General features: G+C 63.2%; 21 protein-coding genes and 1 pseudogene. 4 read left to right on the forward strand and 18 right to left on the reverse strand.

From position 1 onward, the window contains the following. The first annotated feature begins 6 nt into the window (after positions 1–6). A complete protein-coding gene (locus tag HF916_RS39790; protein ID WP_168794196.1) occupies positions 7–255 on the forward strand; it encodes a hypothetical protein in 249 nt (82 codons plus the stop codon). Positions 256–312: 57 nt separating this feature from the next. Here HF916_RS39790 and HF916_RS39795 read toward each other — a convergent pair whose 3' ends face one another. From HF916_RS39795 to HF916_RS39820, 6 genes are all read right to left on the reverse strand, one after another. Continuing rightward, entirely contained in the window at positions 313–555 is a 243-nt protein-coding gene (locus HF916_RS39795) for a hypothetical protein (protein WP_168794197.1), read from the reverse strand. Between the two features lie 328 nt (positions 556–883). Beyond that, positions 884–2,002 (reverse strand): enolase C-terminal domain-like protein, encoded by a 1,119-nt coding sequence (locus HF916_RS39800; protein ID WP_240975699.1) that lies wholly within the window; start codon positions 2,000–2,002, stop codon positions 884–886. Between the two features lie 79 nt (positions 2,003–2,081). Then, positions 2,082–2,723, reverse strand: coding sequence for a glutathione S-transferase family protein (locus HF916_RS39805; protein WP_168794198.1), 642 nt, complete (start codon positions 2,721–2,723; stop codon positions 2,082–2,084). A 16-nt stretch (positions 2,724–2,739) separates the two neighbouring features. Continuing rightward, on the reverse strand, positions 2,740–3,276 hold the full coding sequence (locus HF916_RS39810; protein WP_168794199.1) for a chromate transporter: 537 nt from the start codon (positions 3,274–3,276) through the stop codon (positions 2,740–2,742). Next, positions 3,266–3,838 (reverse strand): chromate transporter, encoded by a 573-nt coding sequence (locus HF916_RS39815; protein WP_168794200.1) that lies wholly within the window; start codon positions 3,836–3,838, stop codon positions 3,266–3,268. Before HF916_RS39815 ends, HF916_RS39810 begins: the two co-directional genes overlap by 11 nt. 97 nt (positions 3,839–3,935) lie before the next feature. Then, on the reverse strand, positions 3,936–4,511 hold the full coding sequence (locus HF916_RS39820; RefSeq protein WP_240975700.1) for a tripartite tricarboxylate transporter permease: 576 nt from the start codon (positions 4,509–4,511) through the stop codon (positions 3,936–3,938). A 29-nt stretch (positions 4,512–4,540) separates the two neighbouring features. Here HF916_RS39820 and HF916_RS39825 point away from each other — a divergent pair. Beyond that, positions 4,541–5,796: pseudogene (locus HF916_RS39825) on the forward strand (Hsp70 family protein). Positions 5,797–5,835: 39 nt separating this feature from the next. Here the strand turns inward: HF916_RS39825 and HF916_RS39830 are convergent. The 6 genes from HF916_RS39830 to mprF all read right to left on the reverse strand — a co-directional run bounded on the left by HF916_RS39830 (position 5,836) and on the right by mprF (position 14,525). Continuing rightward, complete coding sequence (locus tag HF916_RS39830) at positions 5,836–6,600, reverse strand: ParA family protein (protein ID WP_168794201.1); 765 nt, start codon at positions 6,598–6,600, stop codon at positions 5,836–5,838. 75 nt (positions 6,601–6,675) lie between these two features. After that, positions 6,676–6,906, reverse strand: coding sequence for a hypothetical protein (locus HF916_RS50005; RefSeq protein ID WP_206001965.1), 231 nt, complete (start codon positions 6,904–6,906; stop codon positions 6,676–6,678). 297 nt (positions 6,907–7,203) lie between these two features. Beyond that, positions 7,204–8,382: a 4-hydroxybenzoate 3-monooxygenase gene (locus HF916_RS39840; protein ID WP_168794202.1), complete on the reverse strand. Its 1,179-nt coding sequence runs from the start codon at positions 8,380–8,382 to the stop codon at positions 7,204–7,206. A gap of 241 nt (positions 8,383–8,623) precedes the next feature. Continuing rightward, positions 8,624–10,198: a threonine ammonia-lyase, biosynthetic gene (gene ilvA, locus HF916_RS39845; RefSeq protein WP_168794203.1), complete on the reverse strand. Its 1,575-nt coding sequence runs from the start codon at positions 10,196–10,198 to the stop codon at positions 8,624–8,626. 515 nt (positions 10,199–10,713) lie between these two features. After that, positions 10,714–11,976 (reverse strand): virulence factor family protein, encoded by a 1,263-nt coding sequence (locus HF916_RS39850; protein WP_168794204.1) that lies wholly within the window; start codon positions 11,974–11,976, stop codon positions 10,714–10,716. After that, a complete protein-coding gene (gene mprF / locus HF916_RS39855) occupies positions 11,973–14,525 on the reverse strand; it encodes a bifunctional lysylphosphatidylglycerol flippase/synthetase MprF (protein ID WP_240975862.1) in 2,553 nt (850 codons plus the stop codon). Before mprF ends, HF916_RS39850 begins: the two co-directional genes overlap by 4 nt. Before the next feature lie 494 nt (positions 14,526–15,019). Between mprF and HF916_RS39860 the strand changes: the two genes are divergently transcribed. After that, entirely contained in the window at positions 15,020–15,160 is a 141-nt protein-coding gene (locus HF916_RS39860) for a hypothetical protein (protein WP_168794206.1), read from the forward strand. Positions 15,161–15,457: 297 nt separating this feature from the next. Here the strand turns inward: HF916_RS39860 and HF916_RS39865 are convergent, their stop codons facing one another. Both HF916_RS39865 and HF916_RS39870 read right to left on the reverse strand, forming a co-directional pair. Further along, entirely contained in the window at positions 15,458–15,610 is a 153-nt protein-coding gene (locus tag HF916_RS39865; RefSeq protein ID WP_165923831.1) for a hypothetical protein, read from the reverse strand. 26 nt (positions 15,611–15,636) lie between these two features. After that, a complete protein-coding gene (locus HF916_RS39870; protein WP_168794207.1) occupies positions 15,637–15,840 on the reverse strand; it encodes a hypothetical protein in 204 nt (67 codons plus the stop codon). On the opposite strand from HF916_RS39870, the gene HF916_RS39875 reads away from it, so the two are divergent. Further along, positions 15,839–17,236 (forward strand): MFS transporter, encoded by a 1,398-nt coding sequence (locus HF916_RS39875; RefSeq protein ID WP_168794208.1) that lies wholly within the window; start codon positions 15,839–15,841, stop codon positions 17,234–17,236. The genes HF916_RS39870 and HF916_RS39875 overlap by 2 nt on opposite strands. Positions 17,237–17,246: 10 nt before the next feature. Here the strand turns inward: HF916_RS39875 and HF916_RS39880 are convergent, their stop codons facing one another. Genes HF916_RS39880 through HF916_RS39895 form a run of 4 tightly spaced genes read right to left on the reverse strand, consistent with a single transcriptional unit; the run spans position 17,247 to position 20,245 of the window. Then, positions 17,247–17,741, reverse strand: a complete 495-nt coding sequence (locus HF916_RS39880; RefSeq protein ID WP_168794209.1) for a DUF421 domain-containing protein — start codon at positions 17,739–17,741, stop codon at positions 17,247–17,249. Between the two features lie 42 nt (positions 17,742–17,783). Next, complete coding sequence (locus HF916_RS39885) at positions 17,784–18,440, reverse strand: glycosyltransferase (RefSeq protein ID WP_168794210.1); 657 nt, start codon at positions 18,438–18,440, stop codon at positions 17,784–17,786. After that, positions 18,437–19,042 carry a class I SAM-dependent methyltransferase gene (locus HF916_RS39890; RefSeq protein WP_168794211.1) on the reverse strand — a complete coding sequence of 202 codons (606 nt, stop codon included), beginning with the start codon at positions 19,040–19,042 and terminating at the stop codon, positions 18,437–18,439. The genes HF916_RS39885 and HF916_RS39890 overlap by 4 nt, the downstream gene beginning before the upstream one ends. 24 nt (positions 19,043–19,066) lie before the next feature. Next, a complete protein-coding gene (locus HF916_RS39895; RefSeq protein WP_168794212.1) occupies positions 19,067–20,245 on the reverse strand; it encodes an acyl-CoA dehydrogenase family protein in 1,179 nt (392 codons plus the stop codon). Between the last annotated feature and the right edge of the window lie 85 nt (positions 20,246–20,330).

Below are 20,330 nucleotides of genomic sequence, written 5' to 3' on the forward strand. Positions count from 1 at the left end.
GACGATTTGCTACGCAGCGATCCAAGACGAGTCACCGCGCAAGTCAACGACACCCTGATCAGCGCCGAATACAGCGAACAAACCGGTCAATTGTGTTTGCGTCAGAACGGCGCACTCTTGCGCGAATGGTTTCCACCTCACTCGTGGATCGCGATTGCGTCAGTGGCGGGCGCGCGGCATTGGGGCACGCGGCCTAGCGATGATGATCTGATGGCGCTGCTGCACAACGAGATGACACTGTTGCGCACGCCATAGAAGAAGACAGTCAATTTTGCGCGCGGTGACGGGCTCGCCGCGCGCTTCCTGAATTGCTTAACGCGCGTTGTGAATCGGCGGCGAGTAGGAGCTGACCGTCGTATCGCTACCCTGACCTGCTTGCCACGTGCCAACGCTGGCTGAACCATATCCGCTGTTACCGGCCCGAGCCGGGTCTTGATGACCCGAGGCTTGCGTTTGCGCGCCTTGCGATACAGGCTCATTGGACGACTGAGCGAACGAGGCTACCGGCGCGGCGAGAACAACGGCGATAGCAACGGCTTGAATGAGCGACTTCATGAAACCACCTCCAGAGATTGTCTTTCTACGCGCTGCGGCTAGGGCTGTCGTTGCAGCGGTACGTCGAGTGTAGGTGGCCAGCGCGGCGGGATAAATCCGCCAATCCTGAATTCACTGTTGCTGCTGCCACTACAATGAAAAACGGCTGTTCAGCGAGTGTTTTTTAAATTCATTTGCTCGAAATTCGACGTTTCTCTCACAGCAGTGGAAAGACTGTTCTGCATTGCGCGCATAGTTGCGCTTTGGCGGCGCAACGTCGAGAGCGCCGACGCACAGATCCTGTTGCCGCGCCAGAATCCGTGCACACCATTACGTCAGAGTGGGTATTTCACGGCGTTTGCAGCGTGCCGTCTTTCAGGCGAGTTTGCGTCCACGTCGTCACGCTGTTTTCGCAGGGATATTTCGCGGCCTCGGCTTCGTCGATATCGACGCCGAGGCCCGGCTTGTCGTTGGCGTAGACGTGGCCCTGCCTGAACTCGGGCAGGCCGGGGAAGACATCGAGCAACGCAGCTCTCGGCCCCTTCAGGTCCTGAATCACGAAATTCGGCGGCTCGGTTCCCGACCATTCCCGCACGCCGAAATTGCGCGCGGCCAGATCGAGATGAATATTCGCCGCATGCGCCAACGGCGACATGTCGCCGGGGCCGTGCCATGCCGTCCGAACCCCGAATTGCTCGGCAAAGATCTGCAGCTTGCGTCCCGCGGTAATCCCGCCGATCTGGCTGAGATGCACACGGATGAAGTCGATCAGCCGCTCGGTGATCAGGAAGCGCCATTCGTAGGGGTTGTTGAACAGCTCGCCTTGCGCCAGCGGCGTGGTCGTTTTGGCGCGCAACTGACGCATCCATTCCCCCTCTTCCAGCGCGATCGCGTCTTCGAGAAAGAACAGCTCGTACCGCTCCAGTTCGCACGCAAAGCGGATCGCTTCGACCGGTTTCAAACGTTCATGCACGTCGTGACACAGCGCGACGTCGAAACCGATCTTGCTGCGAATGCCGTCGAACAGTTTGAGCGTGTCGCGCATGTACTTCCGGCTGTCGAGATAGACGCCGTCCGCCGAGCCTTGCGGCGCGCTCTCCGGGGCCTTGCCGAAACCGCCTCCGCCATAGCCGCCGCTCTGGCAGCGAATGTGCGTGATGCCCTGCTCGCGATACTTCTGGATGTTCTCGCACAACTCGTTCAGATCACGGCCATCCGCGTGGCGATAGATCGGCACGCCTTCGCGGCACTTGCCCCCGAACAACTGGTAGAGCGGCATGTTCGCCAGCTTGCCCTTGATGTCCCACAGCGCCATGTCGACACCGGAAATCGCATTGTTCTCGATCGGTCCGTTGCGCCAGTACGCATTCTGATGCATCAGTTGCCAGAGTTCCTCGATCGCGTCCGCATCGCGCCCGATCAGCAGCGGCCGTAGATATTCCTCGCGTGCGGCCACAGAACCCTGCACGTGCGCCCGGCTTCAAAGGAACTTGATGCTAGTGACTGGCGGCGAACCACGCGCCACGATTCGCCGCCCAGATAGCCGCTTACGAAGCGACCGCCACGGAAAACGCCGGCCGGCTCTTGATCGCCTGAAGCCATCGATCCAGCGAAGGCAACGGCTGCAGCGTCTCCAACTTGTCGGGGAAGCGTTCAGCCAGTTGCACCCAGCGGTGCGCCGCGAGGCCGACGCCGATATCGGCCGCGGTAAAGCGATCCTGCGCGAGGTAGTCGTGTTTTTCGAGGATTGCGTCGACGATGCCCAGAAGCCGCGTTGCTTCACGATATGAACGCTTGATGGCGTCGTAATCGCGTTGCGCCTCCGGCACACGCGTCAGCCCCAGGAACGTGACGCGCAACGTCGCCCACAGCGTGCCGAGTTGCCAGTCCATCCAGCGCTCGACGTCGGCACGGGCAGCCGGGCCGGACGGCAATAGCGTCTGCGCGTCGTATTTCGCGGCCAGATAACGGACAATCGTATTCGACTCCCACAATACGATTTCGCCGTCGACGAGCGTCGGCACAAGGCCATTCGGATTGAGCGCGCGATATTGCGGCGTGTCGATCACGCCGTACTCCAGTCCCGCGTCGATCCGCGAAAACTCCCGTCCCTCTTCGAAACCCAGTTCAGCGAGACACCACAGCACTTTCTGGACGTTGATCGAACTGCGTCTGCCATAGATCTGCATTGCCATACCTCGTTAGCTAGAGAACGTGCCCGATTATCACATTCACGAGGCCCGCGGCGAACAGAACGATCAAGGGATTCATCTTCGGCCGCGACAGAAAGATGCTCAACGCGATGGCCGCAAGCGCCCAGATCGTCCACGTCGAAGAAGAGGCGCGCAGCACGGAAAATGCGCCGGCGAGTATCAGCCCGGTGGCGATCGGAGCAAGGCCCTGCTCCGCCGTCCGATGCCAGGGGTGCTGCTTGTGCCGAGTCCATGCGAGCGTCGCACCGTAGGCGAGCACCGAAGACGGCACGAGCAGCGCGAGCGACGCAATCACCGCGCCGAGAAAGCCCGACGCCTTCCAGCCGATCAACGTGGTCAGCAATGCGCCCGGTCCGGGCGCCGCGCGCGAGATCGCGAACAGGTCGACGAATTCGGCTTGCGTCACCCAGCCGTGGATCGCCACCGCCTGCTGGTTGATATCGGCGACGATACTTTGTCCGCCGCCCAGCGAGAGCAGCGACAACGGCGCGAATACGGCGATGAGTTGCAGATAGATGTTATCGCGCACCTTGGCGGCTCCTCCACGCAACGTACAGTCCGGCGGCTCCCGCCACGATCGCGACCGGCACGAGCGGCCAGCGCAGCACGCCGACCGCGACGAAAACCGCGACGATCATCACGAGCGGCCAGCGATGTACCGCGAGCAGCGAGCGAGCGGTGCGAAAGCCCACCGATGCGGTCATGCCGATCGCCGCCGCGGCGACGCCTTCGAGAAACTCATGCAGCCAAGCAAGTTGCGCGAATTGATGAAACACTGTCGCGAGCAGAACGATCACAACCATTGGCGGCACGAGCAAAGCGGATACGGCTACCGTGCTGCCGATCGCGCCTTTCATGCGGTAGCCGACATAGATCGACAGATTGATCACGTTCGAGCCAGGCAGGATCTGGCCGAGCGTCAGGGCGCCGAGGAATTCGTCTTCTTCAAGCCATCCTCGTTGCGTGACCACCTCGCGGTATATCCAGGCGGACAGACCGCCGCCGAAACTCGTCAGTCCGACCCGCGCGAAGAGCAGAAGAATTTCCAGCAGCGATACGTCGCTCGGCTTGCGCCCGGATATGGATTGCATGCGGACTTTCCTTCTGCTGTTTCATATCGCGGCGCAGGTAGCGACGGCTGCCGCATGGACAAACTCGGGTAAAACTCGGGTAAAACGTAGACGAAACTCAATGCCGCTCGTTCGCCAGCCGATGCGCGGCGGCGACCTGCTCTTCCACTTCCCGCACCAGCTTCGACGACTTTCTCCGACGGCTCCAGACCGACGCTCCAACACTGACGGCGGCACAGCCGAGCAGACTCGCGGCAATCGGACTGCGAAGAAACACGCTCGGATCGCCATTCGAAATCGTCAACGCCTGACGGAACGACTGCTCGAGCGTATGGCCGAGGATCAGCCCGAAGAGCAGCGGCGCTTTGGGAATGTCGACCTTGCGAAACGCGTAGCCGACGATGCCGAAGAACAGTGCAAGGAACAGATCGAACACATCGTTACTGAACGAATACACTCCCGCTGACGCAATCACGAGGATCAGACACAGCAGCACGCCGGACGGCACATACAGAATGCGCGACAGAATGCCCACGAGCGGCAGATTGAGCAGCAACAGCATGATATTGCCGACGTACATGCTCGCGATGAGCCCCCACACGAGATCCGGTTGCGTGTGAAACAGCATGGGACCCGGTTGGATGCCGTACATGATGAACGCGCCCATGATCACCGCCGTCGCGCTTTTACACACCCATGGTTTTCCTGACACTCAGCATCGATATGGCTTACTGCGCAATAGACTTCGGCACCTCAAATTCAGCCGTTGCGGTCACGGACGGCGACCGCATCGCACTCGCTTCCGTTGAAAAAGGCGCCACCACGCTGCCGACGGCCATCTTCTTCAACAGCGACGACCACACTCACGCATTCGGACGCGCCGCGCTGGCGGCGTACATCGACGGTTTCGACGGCCGCCTGATGCGCGCCATCAAAAGCATTCTCGGGACGGGCATCGCGGGAATCCAGCACGGCCTTGGGCGATGGATCGGCAATCGCGTATCTCGACGTGATCGCGATGTTCGTCGGGCACCTGAAGAACTGTGCGCAAACGCGCCTCGGCGCGCCGATCGATCAGGCCGTGCTCGGCCGCCCGGTGTTTTTCGTCGACGACGACCCGGTCGCCGACGCCCGCGCGCAACGGCAGCTCGAAGCAGCCGCCCGCTCAGTGGGTTTTCGCCACCTCGAGTTCCAGTACGAGCCGCTCGCCGCGGCCTTCGATTACGAATCGCGGCTCGGGGAAGAAAAAATCGCGCTGGTCGCCGATATCGGCGGAGGCACCTCGGATTTCTCACTGGTGCGGGTGGGTCCGCAGCGAATGTCGAGGATGGATCGCAAGGAAGACGTGCTCGCGCATCACGGCGTGCATGTCGCGGGAACGGATGTCGACCGGCGGGTCGAACTGGCTGCCATTCTGCGAGAGGCCGGTTACCGCAGCCTGGACACGGAAGGACGTGAAATACCGAATCGCGCCTATTTCGATCTGGCGACGTGGCATCTGATCAACTCGCTCTACACGCCTGAGCGGCAAACCGAGCTTCGGCTCATGCGCCATCTGTATCGGAACCCGGTTCATCATGACCGGCTGATGCAGGTGGTGGACCGGAGGCTCGGTCATGCGCTCGCCGCGAGTGCGGAACGGGCAAAGATTGCGATTGCGGCTGGGGGCGACACGCTGATCGAGATCGACCCGATCGAGCCCGGCCTGAGCGTCGCTTTCGACGAACAGCAACTCGTCGAAGCCACGCGCGAAGAAAGAACGCGGATCGTTCACGCCGCGCGGGAGACGGCGCGGCTGGCTGGCCGGCGTCGCTGCGGGCAAGGTCGATGCCGTGTATTTCACCGGCGGATCGACGGGGCTCGCCTCCCTGACGCGCGCCATTGCGGGCGCGTTTCCCGAAGACGAGTTCGTGTTCGGCGATCCGCTAGCGAGCGTGGCCACCGGCCCCGGCATCCACGCAAAACGGGTGTTTGGTTAGCAGGAGATTCGCCTTAGTGACGTTACCCCGCGGCGCCGTCTAGCCGATCAATTCCCGATGCAAGGCCACGAATTCCTGAGCGAGCTTGTGACGGGGATCGAAGTGAATCATCGGCTTCGCGTACTGGTGCGACTCGCGAATCTTGACCGACGTCGACAGTCGCGACTCCAGCACAGGCAAGCCCTCGCTGATCAGTTCCTCGACCAGTTGAAGCGGCAGACTCGCGCGCGGCTGAAACTGGTTGATCACGATTCCTTCGACTTCCAGGCCGGGATTATGGTCCTGCTGAATTTCCTTCACGTTGTCGAGCAGCGTGTACAACGCGCGGCGGGAAAAGTCGTCGCAGTCGAACGGAATCAGGCAGCGGTCAACCGCGATCAGCGCGGAGCGGGTATAGAAATTCAGCGCGGGCGGTGTGTCGATGTAGATCGCATCGTACTCATCCAACTCGTTCAATGCGTCACGCAGCTTGTAGATCTTGTAGCGCGATTCGAGCTTGCCATGCAGCGTGTCCAGATCCGGATGCGACGGCATCACATCGAGGTTCTCGAACGGCGTGCGGTGAATGAACGTCGAGACCGGCGTCGGCCTGAAACTGAAGCTCAAGGCCGTTTCGAAGAAGTCCGCGACGTTGGGCTTGAGATCACTGGCCTGTTTGCCAAGAAGATACTGGCTGGAGTTGCCTTGCGGGTCCAGATCGATGACCAGCGTACGCAAGTTCTCGCTGGCGTTGATGGCCGCCAGGTTGCATACGATGGTCGATTTGCCCACACCGCCCTTCTGGTTGAATATCACACGCCGCATTGACCTCTGCCCCTATATTGAGAACGCACCAAAGGCACAGCTTACCCTGGCAAAATGACGGCGCGAGGTGCGTCCCTATGAATAGTTTTCGAAGGCCTTCACCTGCGTCCAATCCGGCCAGGTCAATTCCCACACGCGGTGAATTTTTCGATCGACATAGTTTGCGATCAGCACGACTTCGAATTCCACCGGCGCCTCGTTCGGCCGCTGCGTTTTGATCCACACGCGCGCGGCGATTCTCTCGGGGCTCTCGACCCAGGTGTCGTCGTCGTACCTGACCTCGTAGGTGACCTCGGTCGCGTACACCTCGCGGTGCCCTTCGGCGAAGGCGTCGTAGCCCTGTTTCTGGCCGTTGGTCTCGAGAATGAAATCCGCATGGTATTAGTGAGCGATCAATGAAGCGTCTTTCTTTACGACCATTTCGCTGAACATCTCTTGCAGCAGTTCTCGGGTCGATACGTTCTGAGTCATGGCGAAAGTCCTCTATTGAGCGAACGTACATCGAGGTTAGCGTGCTTGTCGGCTGGCCGGCTTTTCACCGAGAGGCCGCGGCCTCGACAGGTACGCGTCGCCCTATCATCCAAGGCAACGCGCCCCGCCCGCTCACGCTTGCGCGCCTGCGATGCCGACGTAGTTTTCCGCCATCGCCGTGGCCGCCGCGCGCGACGTCGTCACGTATTCGAGCTCGGCCACCTGAAGCTGCTGCTCGAAAGGCGACGCGCCTTCGATACGGTGCATCATGCTGGTCATCCAGTACGAGAAATGCTCGGCGCGCCAGATGCGTTTGAGCGCGGTCGCGCTGTAACCGTCGAGCAGATCCGTGCGATTCTCCACGTAGAACGCATTCAGCGCCTCAGTCAGCACGCGCACGTCGGCCACCGCCAGATTCATACCCTTCGCGCCGGTGGGCGGCACGATATGCGCCGCGTCGCCCGCGAGAAACAGCCGGCCATGTTGCATGGTGTTCGATACGAAACTGCGCATGCCGACAATGTTCTTCTGAAAGATCTTGCCGTCGACGATCTTCTGGCCGTCGTGCGAATCGACTCGTGCATGCAGTTCTGCCCAGATGCGGTCGTCGGACCAGTTCTCGACGGAATCCTTCGGATCGCATTGGAAATACATGCGCTGCACGTTCGGCGAGCGCGTGCTGATCAGCGCGAAACCGCGTTCGTGCCGCGCGTAGATCAATTCATCCGACGACGGCGGCCCTTCGCACAGGATACCGAACCAACCGAACGGGTACACACGTTCGAAATCCTTGCGCAACGCATGGGGAATCGATGCGCGCGACACGCCTTGCGAACCGTCGCAGCCCATCACGAAGTCGCACTGCAATTCGTACGCTTCGCCCTCGTGGCGATAGCGGATCGACGGCTTGTCGGTATCGATGCCGTGAATCGACGTCTCCGAGACGCCGAAAAGCAGCTTGCCGTCGTCGGCCACGCGCGCCGCGACGAGATCCTTGATGACTTCATGCTGCGCGTAGACCGTGATCGAGTGCCCCGTGAGTGCGGTCAGATCGATGCGGCGCCGCTTGCCTTCGAAAGCCAGCTCGAAGCCGTGATGCAGCGCGCCTTCCGCTTTCATCCGTGCGCCGACGCCGGCTTCGGTCAACAGGTCCATCGTGCCTTGTTCGAGCACGCCGGCACGGATGGTGGATTCGATCTGATCGCGACTGCGCGACTCGAGCACGACGGAGTCGATGCCGCGCAGGTGAAGAAGATGAGAAAGCAGCAGGCCCGCAGGCCCGGCACCGATGATGCCAACTTGGGTACGCATGAGTTGTCTCCTGAATGCGGCGTTAGATTTGCATTCAGTTTGACGATCACACACGGTATCGCGCAACGCGATATGCCGGATAGGCCGTATCTAATTTTGAGATAGCAGTCTTGGTCGGGCGCATGCAGCCGATAGGCGCAATCGGGCCCTAACGCCGTCCAGACGGGGCTTGTGGCCCATTCGCTCGACGCCTCATCCTTCGCGCAGGGTTGCGCTAGATCAAGGTAAACCCCGAGCCACGCTACGACGCGAGAAACAGTCGATACACCGGATTCCGCGTCTCTTCCCAGTTCGGATAGCCGAGCGTGGCGAGAAACTTGTCGAACGCCTCGTTCTCGGTTTCGGGCACCTGGATGCCGACCAGAATCGAGCTGTAGTCCGCGCCCTGGTTCCGATAGTGGAACAGGCTGATATTCCAGTTCGGGGCCATCGACGAAAGGAATTTCATCAGCGCGCCCGGCCGCTCGGGAAACTCGAAACGGAACAGACGTTCGTCGTGCGCGAGCGGCGAGCGTCCGCCGACCATGTAGCGGATGTGCTGCTTGGAGAGTTCGTCAAAAGTCAGATCGACGGTGGCGAAGCCGTGCGCTTCGAATGCGCCCGCGATCTGTGCCGACTCGCTGCGATTCCTGATCTGCACGCCCACGAAGATATGGGCGGAGTTCGCATCCGCAATACGGTAGTTGAATTCGGTGACGCTGCGTGTGCCCAGCAGTTCGCAAAAACGGCGGAAACTGCCACGCTCTTCGGGGATCGTCACGGCGAACACCGCTTCGCGTGCTTCGCCGACTTCGGCGCGCTCGGCCACGAAGCGCATGCGGTCGAAGTTCATGTTAGCGCCCGACGTGATCGCGATCAGCGTCTGGTTTTCGATGCCTTCGCGCTCCGCATACTGCTTGGCTCCTGCGACGGCCAGGGAGCCCGCGGGCTCCAGCACGCTGCGGGTGTCCTGGAAGACGTCCTTGATCGCGGCGCACAGCGCGTCAGTATTCACGAGCAGCACGTCGTCGAGATATTCCCTGCACAGGCGGAAGGTTTCTTCACCAACGAGCTTCACCGCTGTGCCGTCCGAGAACAGACCGACCTCGCTCAATGTGACCCGCTCGCCGGCTTTCAGCGACGCGGCCATCGCGCACGAATCATCGGTTTGCACGCCGATCACCTTGATCTCGGGGCGCACGGATTTCACGTACGCGGCGACGCCCGCCGCGAGTCCACCACCGCCGATCGGCACGAAGATCGCGTGAATCGGCCCCTGATGCTGGCTGAGAATTTCCATCGCGACCGTGCCCTGGCCGGCGATCACATACGGATCATCGAACGGATGCACGAAGGTCAGGTCACGCTCTTCCTGCAGCTTCACCGCGTGGCCATAGGCGTCGCTATACGATTCGCCGAACTGCACCACCTCGACGGTCGGGCCGCCGTGCGCGCGCACCGCATCGACCTTCACCTGCGGCGTAGTCACCGGCACCACGATGATCGCCTTCACGCCCATACGCGCCGCCGACAAAGCCACGCCCTGCGCATGATTGCCCGCCGATGCGGTGATCACGCCGCGCTCCAGCGCCTCGGCCGGAATATGCGCCATCTTGTTGTACGCGCCGCGCACCTTGAACGAGAACACCGGCTGGTTGTCCTCGCGCTTCAGATAGACCGGATTGCGCAGACGTGCCGACAGATTCGGTGCGCGTTCGAGTTCGGTCTCGCGGGCCACGTCGTAGACGCGCGCGGTCAGGGTTTTTTTCAGGTAGTCGTGACGAAGCGCGACGCTATCGGCGGCTTCGGCGGCCTGTTTGAGTTGGTGTAACGACAAGGCAAGCTCCTGTGCGGCAAGGACGAATCAGCGGAGAGTTCACCAGGAGGCAGGCTGCAAGCGGACATAAAAAAACCCGCCTCGTGGGGCGGGTTATGTGTCACTGCTATCAGACGCGCGCTAACCCACCATTCGATGAATGATGCTAATAATCAGCGCAATACGGATGTCGAGGCAGTTCATGCGTTCGATCTTCGTTGACTTGAGGCGCTTTGTCAATCCCTGTCAATTGCGATGCGCGCCGCGGTGTGCTCTCTGCATGGCTACGAAATGCGCGCGACGCCGTGCTTACCCGCCGTCATGAACAGCATCACGGACCATCCGTTCACCATCGTGACGACGTCAACGACGCTGAGTCTGCGCGATGTGCAAACCACGATCCGGCACGGCGGGCGAGCGCCGCGCATTCAACACACGCCTCGCGCAGAAACTGCTCGAACTGTGCGCCATCACCCCATTGCGCGCGGTCAGTGAACAGAGCGCGGGGGCGGCGGCACACCCTCGCGATGCGACGATCAATGCACGCCGCTCTGCTTCCTGAAAGCGCCGAGAATACGCTTTTCAAGCGAGTTGTAATCGCCGCCAAAGTGGTGATCGCCCGAAGTGCGAATCACCTCGATGCCGGTTTTGGTCAGCGTCGGACACAAGGTGTCCTTCTCGTTCTCGCCGTAAAAGCACTGCACGATGGCGGGCGGCACGCGCGTCAATTCCGGCTGGACCTTCAACGCCTTGTCGCTTGCCGGCATGCCGAGCCAGCCGCCCACGCGAATCTGAAAATCGGCATCGGGCGCGAAGCCGAGCAATGCGATCAGCGACACCTTCGCGCGCAACTCTTCCGGCAGACGGTTATACGCGAACGGCATCACATCCGCGCCGAACGAATAGCCGATGAGCGCGATATGCTGCGCGTTCCAGCGCGCGCCGTAGGTTTGCATCACGCGCGCGAGATCGCGGCTGGTCTGCGCGGGCGGCTTTTCGCTCCAGAAATAGCGCAGACTGTCCCAGCCGATCACGGAGACGCCGTCTTTCTGCAAAGCCTGCGCGATCGTCTTGTCGAGATCGCGCCAGCCGCCGTCGCCGGAAATCACGATTGCCATCAGGCCGTTCGGATGCGCCGCCGGCAATTCGATGAGCGGCAGATCGGAGACGTCGTCGTCGCTCGTCGACACGGCCTGCAAATGCGGCGTGAGCAACGCGACGAGGCGCGCGCGATCGGCGTTACCCGTGGCCGCCTTTTCGACGAAACCCGGCACCTTGTCACGGATAATCGTCGGGTCCGGCGGGCAAGGCTGAAAGCGCGGATCGAGCGTGTGCTCGGCATCCACCGCGACCGCGCCGGCAATCGTATTCGACGGCGCCTGTTCGAGCACGTGCATGGCGAGCGTCGCGCCCTGGCCCGTCCCTGCGACGATCGGCGCGAAATAATGGCTCGATTGCGATTGCCGTTCGAGTTGATGGCTCAACGCTTCCGCATCGCCCACCAGTTGATGGCAGGCCTCTTTCTTCGCGACCAGATTGGCGGCATAGCGAGCCGTATCGACACCGACGGTCAACGCGCCGGCCTTGGCGAGCGCATCAGCGCTCTGCTGGTCCGCCGCGCTCCAGCCGCTCGCTTGCGAGTACAGCACCACGAAGCCGCGCAACGGACCGGTCGGCTGAGTGACCGTGACGTCGCCGTAACGGCCGCCGGGCACCGTAGTGGTCGCGGCATGCGAGAACGTGCCACCGGTCACGAGGCTCGCTGCAAGAGCGAGCTTGAACAACGAATGCAATGTCATGAACGCCGGCCTCCTGCCAGCAATGACAGGTCCGCGAGCGTGAAGAACACGCCCACCGAACCCGACGCCGCGAGGTAGCGCGGCTCCCAATGCGGCTGGAACTTGCTCTTGAAAGCACGCAGTCCGCGGAAGTTATAGAAACGGCCGCCGAAGCGCCATACGATGCCGGCGAACCGGTGCCAGCGCGACGCCAGCGGCGTGGGCTGCATGCCGGAGAGCGGCGCGATGCCCAGACTGAGCGAGCGAAAACCCGCTTGCTTCAGATGCAGCGCCAACTGCGTGAACAGATATTCCATGGCATACGGCGACGCGCTTTCCACATGACGCATCACGCCAACCGTCGCCTCGGTATTCATGTCGGTCGTCATGAAGGTGACGAACGCGGCCGGCTCGCCGTTCTGACGCACCAGCATCACCGATTGCGCGGCGAGGTATTCGTCCGTGAAGGCGGCCACCGAGAAGCTCTTTTCGCGCGCATCGCGGCTATCGAGCCAGCCGTCGGAAATCTCGCGCAGCGTGTCGAGCGAAGCGGGCACGTTCGCCTGATCGATCACTTCGACGGTGAAGCCGTCACGCTCGCCACGCTTGAGCGCATAGCGAAGATGCGCGCGATGCGAGCCCTTCAGGTCGAAATCGTCGAGCACGACGTGCGCTTCCTCGCCGAGCTTCATCAGGGTGAGACCGGCGTCGAGGTAAAGCGGCAATGCGTTGGCGCGCACCTGATAAAACGCCGCGCGCCCGCCGTGCGTGTGCGCGAGCGCGACGAACTTGCTGATCAGACCGGCCCACTCTTCGCGCGGACCCACCGGATCGTGCAAAGCGGCCCACGTACGGCCGTATTTCGCGTACATCAGGAAAGCCTTGCGCGACTCGGAGAACAGAAAGCTCTTGTCGCCCATCAGCGCGAGGCCGGCGTCGCTGCGTTCCTGTGCACGCACAATGCGCGCCGCGTCGTGCAGATCTTGCGGCGCCGGTTTGACGAAGCGCCCCGGCGCGGGACGCAGCAACTGCCAGAAAGAGAACGTCGCGGCGAACAGGCTCGCGGCCAGCGTCGCGCGCAACGCACGCGGCGCGCGTTCGTCGAAAGCGAACTGCCACCACAGGTCGCGCGTGTACGGCACGTCGCGGAAAGCAAACAGCATGACCCACGTGGCGAGCATCAGCACCATCGCAACCGACACCAGCCAGCCCGCCGTAAAGCGCTCCGCGAACAGCGACGAATGACGGTTGAAACGCTGGCGCGTGGACAGCAGCAACACGACCAGCATGCCGAGCACGCCGGCTTCCACGAACGCAAGACCTTTGGTCAGCGACAACGCAAGACTCAGCACCGCCAGCAGCAGCGTCATCCACCACGCGGCATCCAGGCGCCGCAGCAAACCACGGGCGACGAACAGCAGCAGCACGCCGAGCACACTGCAGAGCATCTGCGAACTTTCGAGCACCCACAGCGGCAGCACGTTGCGCAGCATGTGAATGCGGTGCCAGAACGCGGGCGTCGCGCTGGAAATCACCAGCATGCCGCCGACCACGAACGTGACGAGACTCAGAAACAGCGGCGCGAGCTTCGACGCCGCAGCGGCGTGCTGCAGCGGCAAACGGCTTTTCAGCGCGCGGCCTTCGAAACCGGCAAGCAGCGCGGCCGAGACGATCAACGGGACACCGAAGTAAATCGCGCGGTACGCGAGCAAGGCGGCAACCATCTGATGCGTTTGCACGCTGCCGTTCAGCGTGAATACCATCGCCGCTTCGAACACGCCGACGCCGCCGGGCGTGTGGCCGATCATGCCGAGCAGCATGGCCGCGGCGTAGACCGTGATGAAGGTCACGAAGCTCACGTCCGCATGCGGCAGCAGCGCCCACAACGCGAGGCCGGCGGCCACCACGTCGAGCACCGCGAGCGCCACTTGCGCGAGCAGGTCGCGGCGCGCGGGAATATCGAACGAAAGCCACTGCCAGCGCGTGCGCACCGGGCGCGTTTCGCCGCGGCATGCGGCGGCCGCCAACGCGAGTACGACGAGGAGCGCCATGCCGATCCAACGCAGCGTGATGGGTTCGAGATGCAGCATCGGCGCGAGCGTGCCGGCCACGCCGACCATGCCGAGCGCCGTCATCAGCACCAGTGCGAGCGCGAGCGACACGCTCGTGAACACCGTCATGCGGCCGATCTGCGCGGGCGTGACGCTCGCCACGCCGTAGACGCGCGCGCGCACGGCGCCGCCCGTCAGCGCGCCGAAGCCGGTGGCGTTGCCGAGCGCCGAGCCCGCCGTTGCGCCGATCCACAGCGCCACACGCGGCACGGCCGCGCCCAGATAGCGCAAACCGACGGCATCGCGGCCGACCAGCGCCACATAGCTGAGCGCGGTGGCGCCGAGCGCGGCGCTCCATTCGCCGGCCGTCAGTCGACGCAACTCGCGCATCACCGAGCGGTAGTCGACCGCTTGCGAGAGGTGTTGCAAGACGACCAGCAGCAGCACGCCAATCACGAGCGCTAGCACAGGCGAGAGAAGTCCTCTGTTGCCCAGCGCTTTCGATGCACGGTCGAACATCGCGCCTAGCCGGTCGAATTTATAGTTATATCGATGGAACATGGTCAATGCTGGGCCTTGCGTGGAACTGTTGCGACGACGGATCGTCTGCCGCGGCATCGCTGGTTATTGGCGATTACAAATGGATAACGGCACAGGGGTAAAAAGGTTGACAGCGTCAGACGTATTGCGGGGGTTTAACCTGAGCCGGCCATTGGATCTGAAAGCGCTGCGCGGCGCGCCGCAGCGATGTGCGTGAGTAAAACGGTCGATATTGCCGATCGTGTGGCGATAAGGCGCGCCCGGTAGCCGACAGGGGGCTGAAGTTTAAACGCTATTTGCGCGCTGCGAATGAAGATTCGACGTTACGTCGGGTGGGTGCGCATGCCGTATCGCTCGAAAGCGTTGAATCGCAGCATCAAGATTTTCTCTTCGCGTGCCGTAATCGAGAGCAATAGCTCAGTGAAACGCGGCGCACTTGCCGGGTGAAATTCGGTACTCGAAGGAGAATGAAGATGGCGGAACAGGATTGGATGATGGCAGGCGTGTATCTGGTCGGCTTGGTGTCGATGGCGCTATTGATGAGCGCACTGGCCACGCGAGCGACCATGGAGCGCAAGGCCGTAGTGAGGGTGCCGAGCCACGCCCGCGACTAACTCAAACCACGATGTGCGGGCCGCTGCCGGACGAGATCGGAACACGAGCGGCATCACGAAAGACGCTCACACGGGGCGAATTGCGCGCGTGCCGCCGCTGCAACGACATTCGAATGGTGGAGGAACCGGATCGCGCGGCGCTCGCTGCGCATGCCGGCGGGCCGCGGTGACATTGCGGCCTGGCGGGCATGAGTGACGCAGAAATAATGCTAAGCCGTGGCGCCGTGCGCATGACAGATGCGGCGCCTGTCTGCGCCCTGCTCTGTCGGTCAGCGCGTGTGGCGCGCGGCTGTTGTCTTACTCCGGACGGCGATGCGCTTCGGCGATCACGGCGCAGTTTTGCAGGTGCAGGTTCAGTGCGTGCAGGGCCAAGGCGCGTAGCTTGCCGAAGAAAGTGTTGTTGGCGGCGACGGTAGCGCGGACGGCGGAAGCGTTGGAAGCGGTGTTCATGGCAGACTCCTGTATAGGGTTTATACCTAGGCAATAACCCGATTATAGCCATCTTCTGCCGCACTGCAACAAATATCAATAAAGACCGAAGGCTGTTGCACGCCGGTCACACGCGCAATCGATTCACCGCTAAAAAGGGTGGCATCGGCCCGTGCGGTGTTAACAATCCGCACCGTACAGGTGCAATAATGGCCCCTTTGCCCGCGATTGTTCGCCGCAGCCGCCTTCATGACCGCCGTCCAGAAAGCCCTGATTGCGCCCCTCATCGTCGCGTGCGCGATGTTCATGGAAAGCGTCGATGCGAACGTGATCGTTACCGCGCTACCCGCCATGGCGCGCGACTTCGGGCGCGATCCGGTCACGCTGAAAATCGCGGTGACGAGCTATGTGCTGGGACTCGGCGTGTTCATCCCCGTGTGCGGCTGGCTCGCCGACCGGTTCGGCGCACGCACGATTTTCCGCACGGCGATCGGCATCTTCGTGACGGGCTCGCTGCTGTGCGCCGCGTCGAATTCTCTCGCCACCTTCACGCTCGCGCGTTTCGTGCAAGGCGTAGGCGGCGCGATGATGGTGCCGGTCGGGCGGATCATCATCTTCCGCGTGGTGCACAAGTCCGATTTCATCCGCGCGATGAACTATCTGAGCGTCCCCGCGATGCTCGGCCCCGCCGCGGGGCCGCTGCTCGGCGGCTTCATCACCACGTACCTGCACTGGCGTCTGATTTTCTTCATCAACGTGCCGATCGGCATTCTCGGCATCTATCTGACCAACAGGCACATCGCCAACACGCGCGAACCGGATCCGGGTCCGCTCGACTGGATCGGTTTTTTTCTGTCGGCGGCGGGTGCGGTGCTGCTTCTGCTCGGGCTGTCGCTGGTCGGCGGCGAACTGATATCGAATCGCGACGCGTTCGGCATGTGCGCGTGCGGCGCCGTTCTGCTCGCGGCCTATGTCGCCTACGCGCAGCGCGTCCCGCTTCCGCTCCTCGACCTGCGCTTTTTCAAGGTGCCGACATTCCAGGCGAGCGTGCTCGGCGGCTCATTGTTCCGGATCGGCCTCGGCGCGTTGCCGTTCCTGTTGCCGCTGATGCTGCAGGAAGGCCACGGCATGAGCGCGTTCGAATCCGGCCTGATCACGTGCGCGTCCGCGTTCGGCGGCATGTTCATGCGCACGGTCGCCTCGAGCGTGCTGCACCGCTTCGGTTTCCGTTCGGTGCTGGTGGTCAACGCCGCGTTGTCGGGGCTCTCGATCGCGGCCTGCGGACTGTTTTTCCCCGGCACGCCGACCTGGATCATCTGGGTCGTCGTGTTGCTCGGCGGCTTCTTCCCGGCGCTGCAATTCACGAGTCTGAACTCGCTCACCTACGCGGAAATTGCCACGCGCGACGTCGGCCGCGCCACAAGCCTCGGCAGCGTCGTGCAACAGATGTCGCTCGGCCTCGGCGTGACGATCGGCGGTATCGTGCTGCAGATCTCGCGCGTGCTGCATGGGCATCCGGGCATCACATGGTCGGATTTCTGGCCGGCGTTTCTGGTGGTCGGGCTGTGCTCGTTCGCGTCGATTCCGGTCACGCTGCGCATGCCGCGCGGCGCCGGCGAGGAAATCTCGCGCGGCGGGCGGGGCTGAACAGATCGCTTCACGCCTTCTTGCGGATCACGCTCACTTCGCCGTTGCGCTCGAGAATCGCCGCGGCCACGTTTTCCATCGAACGTGAGCCGGTCTTCTGGCGCACGCTTTCCTGAACGTCGGTTCGGCTGATCAGCGCGGCGTCCATCTCGCGCGCGTTGAACGCGCCGTTGCTGAACACCTCGCGTTCGACGCCGCCCACCAGCCGCTCCAGCGCGCGCGAGCGCATGCATGCCCACGCCAGCAGCCGATGACACCCGACAATCATGAATGACGCCACGACCGTGGCGATAAACGGCGACGCGCCGACGATGGTCCGGCTCAGCGTCGCGCCGAGCAGAATCACCACTACCGAATCGAACGGCGAGCGTTGTCCGAACGAGCGCCGGCCCGAGATCCGGATCAGCACCAGCGCGATCAGAAACACGACGATCGCGCGCATGGCCATCTGCAGCGGGTCGAGCGTCCTGCCCTGACCGAATAGCAGCAAGATCGCTTCCATCATGTCGCCCTCCTTGCACAGCGAGCGGCGCCCCGGCGCCCCTTCTTATCCGGCGGCCGCCCACGCCGCAAGCGTATCGCCGAAGCCGCCACGAGCGCGAGCCGCCGCGCGCGCGCTCGTAATCACACGTGGCGCCGCGCTCCACGCGATGCGCGCGCCGATCGCGATCAGCCGGTCGACTAGCGCGACATCCTCGCTGCACTTGAGCGGCGGAAAACCGCCCGCGCGCCGGTACGCGTCGGCCGACACGCCGAGATTCGCACCGTGAATGTGACGATGACCGTCGGCATCCACGTAAGTCTTGCGGAAGTATTCGCGCACGCTGTGCGGGTGCGCGGTCCAGTCGTCGACGGCAATCGAGCCGCACACCGCGTCCGCCTCCAGCGAAAGCTGCGCGACCAGCCAGCCCGACGAGACGCGGCTGTCGGCATCGGTGAACGCGAGCCAGCGCGCGCCGTCCGCCAGCAGGAAGTCCGCACCGGTTGCGCGCGCGATGCCGACATTGCGCGCCTTCAGCGTCAGCGTCTCCACACCGTAAGCACGCGCGATCGCGCCGGTGAAGTCGTCGCATGCATCGAGCACGACCACGATGCGCACCGTTTCGCCCGCCAGATCCTCATGGCGCGAGGCTGCGATCAAGGCCGCGAGACAAGGCGCCAGCAACGCCTCTTCGTTATGCGCCGGAACGATCACGCCGATCATAGGAGCCCCTCGCGTTGCGCGACCGACCGAGCGTCGCGCGACCAGACGTCGATCAGCAGATCGGCTTCATCGTGATGCGCGAGACGCGTGAGGCCGCAGCGCGCATCGAACAGCGCATGCGCCGCATCAGCGGTTTCGAGCGCTTCGGCGAAGGGCCGGCGCCAATGACAGGCGAGCAGCGTGCCGTCCGTGGTGAGCGAGGCCGCGATCCGCGAAGCCAGCGTTTCGAGCTCCGCCGCATCGAGGTAATACGCGAATTCGCTGATCACGATCAGATCGAACGGTCCGGCCTCCGTCGGCCACTCACGCGGCACCGTGCGCTGTTCGACGCGGACGTGCGGCGCGTCGGCGACGCGCTCGCGTGCCAGTTGCACCGCGCGCTCGTGCAGATCCGCGGCGAGCAGCGTATCGCAGCGCTTCGCCAGCTCGACGGTCAGTTCGCCGTTCGCGCAGCCGGGTTCAAACGCGCTCCGGTAGCGCGGACGCGGCAACAACGCGAGCGTCAACGAACGCTTGCGGCTCTCGTACCAGCCTTCGCGCAACTTCCACGGATCGTCGCTGTGTCGATAGAGTTCATCGAAATAGGTAGCCGGCGAGCTCATGTCAGCGGCCCTCCGTGCATCGTGTCAGAGCATCCACGGGGCACCTCCGGCATCAGGACCATCGCGACCGTCGGCGGGTCCCGCCGCGGCGATCAGTTCGCCGAGCGCGGCGAGATCGCGCTCCGCGTGGCTCTGCCGCAGGAACACCGGCAGATCCGCCAGCGCACGCGCGAAGCGCGCGTTGCGGCACAACGGGCCGGCGCCAAGCGTACGCGTCGCGTGATTCATCACGGCAGTCGAGGCTTCTTCCACCACGAGGCGCGCGCGCATGGTCTCGCGTTGCGAGTCGGCTAGCGGATAGGCGTCGATGTGCGCGGCGGTCTCGCGTAATACCGCGGCCGCGCCGGCCAATGCCACCTCGACCGCGCCGAGATGGGCGAGCCGATGCGGATCCGCGCGCTGCGTGCACGCGTCGCGCAGCATCCGGCCGATCTGCGCGGCGGCCCCATACCAGCACGCGGCGATACCGGCGCCGCCATGCCAGAAGCCTGGACGCCGTACATAGGAATGCGCGCCGCCCACGAGCGTCGCCGATGCCTGATCGAAGGTCACGTCAGCGCTTGCTGTGGCTTGCATGCCGACGGCTTGCCACTTCGACGTGTCGATCGAGATGGACGGCTGATCCATCGCGACGGCCGCCAGTACCGGCTCATCGTCCAACCATGCGGTAACGAGCGCATGCGTAACGACACGCGCGCCCGAGCACCAGGCTTTCGTGCCGGTAAGACGAAGGTCCTCGCCATCGCTTCGGATTCCTACCTTGATCGCCTGCACACGGGCGTCGGGCGGCTCGGCGGCCCAGACACCCCAGCGGCTTCCCACAGGCGGCGTGGGGCCCTGCAGTTCGGCAAGAATCGCAAGCGCATCCGTGTGCCCTTCGAATAGCTTGACGAGCCCGAGATCGCACGCGGCCACCGCCGCGAGGGTGCGCCAGCGTACGAGCGTCTCGCCGTGTCCCGGCAAGGGCACGTTGGGCGCACGGTCATCGCCGCGTTCGACCAGCGCGCGCAACACGTCGCCGAGCGCGACGGGGTCGTTGGGATCGAAACGCGTGTCACGCAGAAAATTTTCAAGCGACGCGACAGGTTCCGCGCCCTTCCCCGCCCCGCCCGAAGCTACATGGGAATCGCGAGACGCGGTCATGCCGGAGCTTTGCGGCGGCCGCGCATCGACGCTGGCCGCACGATCACGCGTATTGAGCATCGTGCCTCCCTGAAGCTGTTCTGCTGCCGGCAGACTCTCAAGGGGGCCGCCGCGCACAAAAGACGCTCAGCAAGCGGCGTGCCTC

It is taken from the genome of Paraburkholderia aromaticivorans (assembly GCF_012689525.1).
Taxonomy (GTDB): Bacteria; Pseudomonadota; Gammaproteobacteria; order Burkholderiales; family Burkholderiaceae; genus Paraburkholderia; species Paraburkholderia aromaticivorans_A.

What these genes read in the sequence shown, in the direction of transcription:
- HF916_RS39795 (WP_168794197.1), bottom strand. Translation starts at nt 555, where the DNA reads ATGAAGTCGCTCATTCAAGCCGTTGCTATCGCCGTTGTTCTCGCCGCG.
- HF916_RS39805 (WP_168794198.1), bottom strand. Translation starts at nt 2,723, where the DNA reads ATGCAGATCTATGGCAGACGCAGTTCGATCAACGTCCAGAAAGTGCTG.
- HF916_RS39815 (WP_168794200.1), bottom strand. Translation starts at nt 3,838, where the DNA reads ATGCAATCCATATCCGGGCGCAAGCCGAGCGACGTATCGCTGCTGGAA.
- HF916_RS39830 (WP_168794201.1), bottom strand. Translation starts at nt 6,600, where the DNA reads ATGCGGCGTGTGATATTCAACCAGAAGGGCGGTGTGGGCAAATCGACC.
- HF916_RS39840 (WP_168794202.1), bottom strand. Translation starts at nt 8,382, where the DNA reads ATGCGTACCCAAGTTGGCATCATCGGTGCCGGGCCTGCGGGCCTGCTG.
- HF916_RS39850 (WP_168794204.1), bottom strand. Translation starts at nt 11,976, where the DNA reads ATGACATTGCATTCGTTGTTCAAGCTCGCTCTTGCAGCGAGCCTCGTG.
- mprF (WP_240975862.1), bottom strand. Translation starts at nt 14,525, where the DNA reads ATGTTCGACCGTGCATCGAAAGCGCTGGGCAACAGAGGACTTCTCTCG.
- HF916_RS39860 (WP_168794206.1), top strand. Translation starts at nt 15,020, where the DNA reads ATGGCGGAACAGGATTGGATGATGGCAGGCGTGTATCTGGTCGGCTTG.
- HF916_RS39865 (WP_165923831.1), bottom strand. Translation starts at nt 15,610, where the DNA reads ATGAACACCGCTTCCAACGCTTCCGCCGTCCGCGCTACCGTCGCCGCC.
- HF916_RS39875 (WP_168794208.1), top strand. Translation starts at nt 15,839, where the DNA reads ATGACCGCCGTCCAGAAAGCCCTGATTGCGCCCCTCATCGTCGCGTGC.
- HF916_RS39870 (WP_168794207.1), bottom strand. Translation starts at nt 15,840, where the DNA reads ATGAAGGCGGCTGCGGCGAACAATCGCGGGCAAAGGGGCCATTATTGC.
- HF916_RS39880 (WP_168794209.1), bottom strand. Translation starts at nt 17,741, where the DNA reads ATGATGGAAGCGATCTTGCTGCTATTCGGTCAGGGCAGGACGCTCGAC.
- HF916_RS39885 (WP_168794210.1), bottom strand. Translation starts at nt 18,440, where the DNA reads ATGATCGGCGTGATCGTTCCGGCGCATAACGAAGAGGCGTTGCTGGCG.
- HF916_RS39890 (WP_168794211.1), bottom strand. Translation starts at nt 19,042, where the DNA reads ATGAGCTCGCCGGCTACCTATTTCGATGAACTCTATCGACACAGCGAC.
- HF916_RS39895 (WP_168794212.1), bottom strand. Translation starts at nt 20,245, where the DNA reads ATGCTCAATACGCGTGATCGTGCGGCCAGCGTCGATGCGCGGCCGCCG.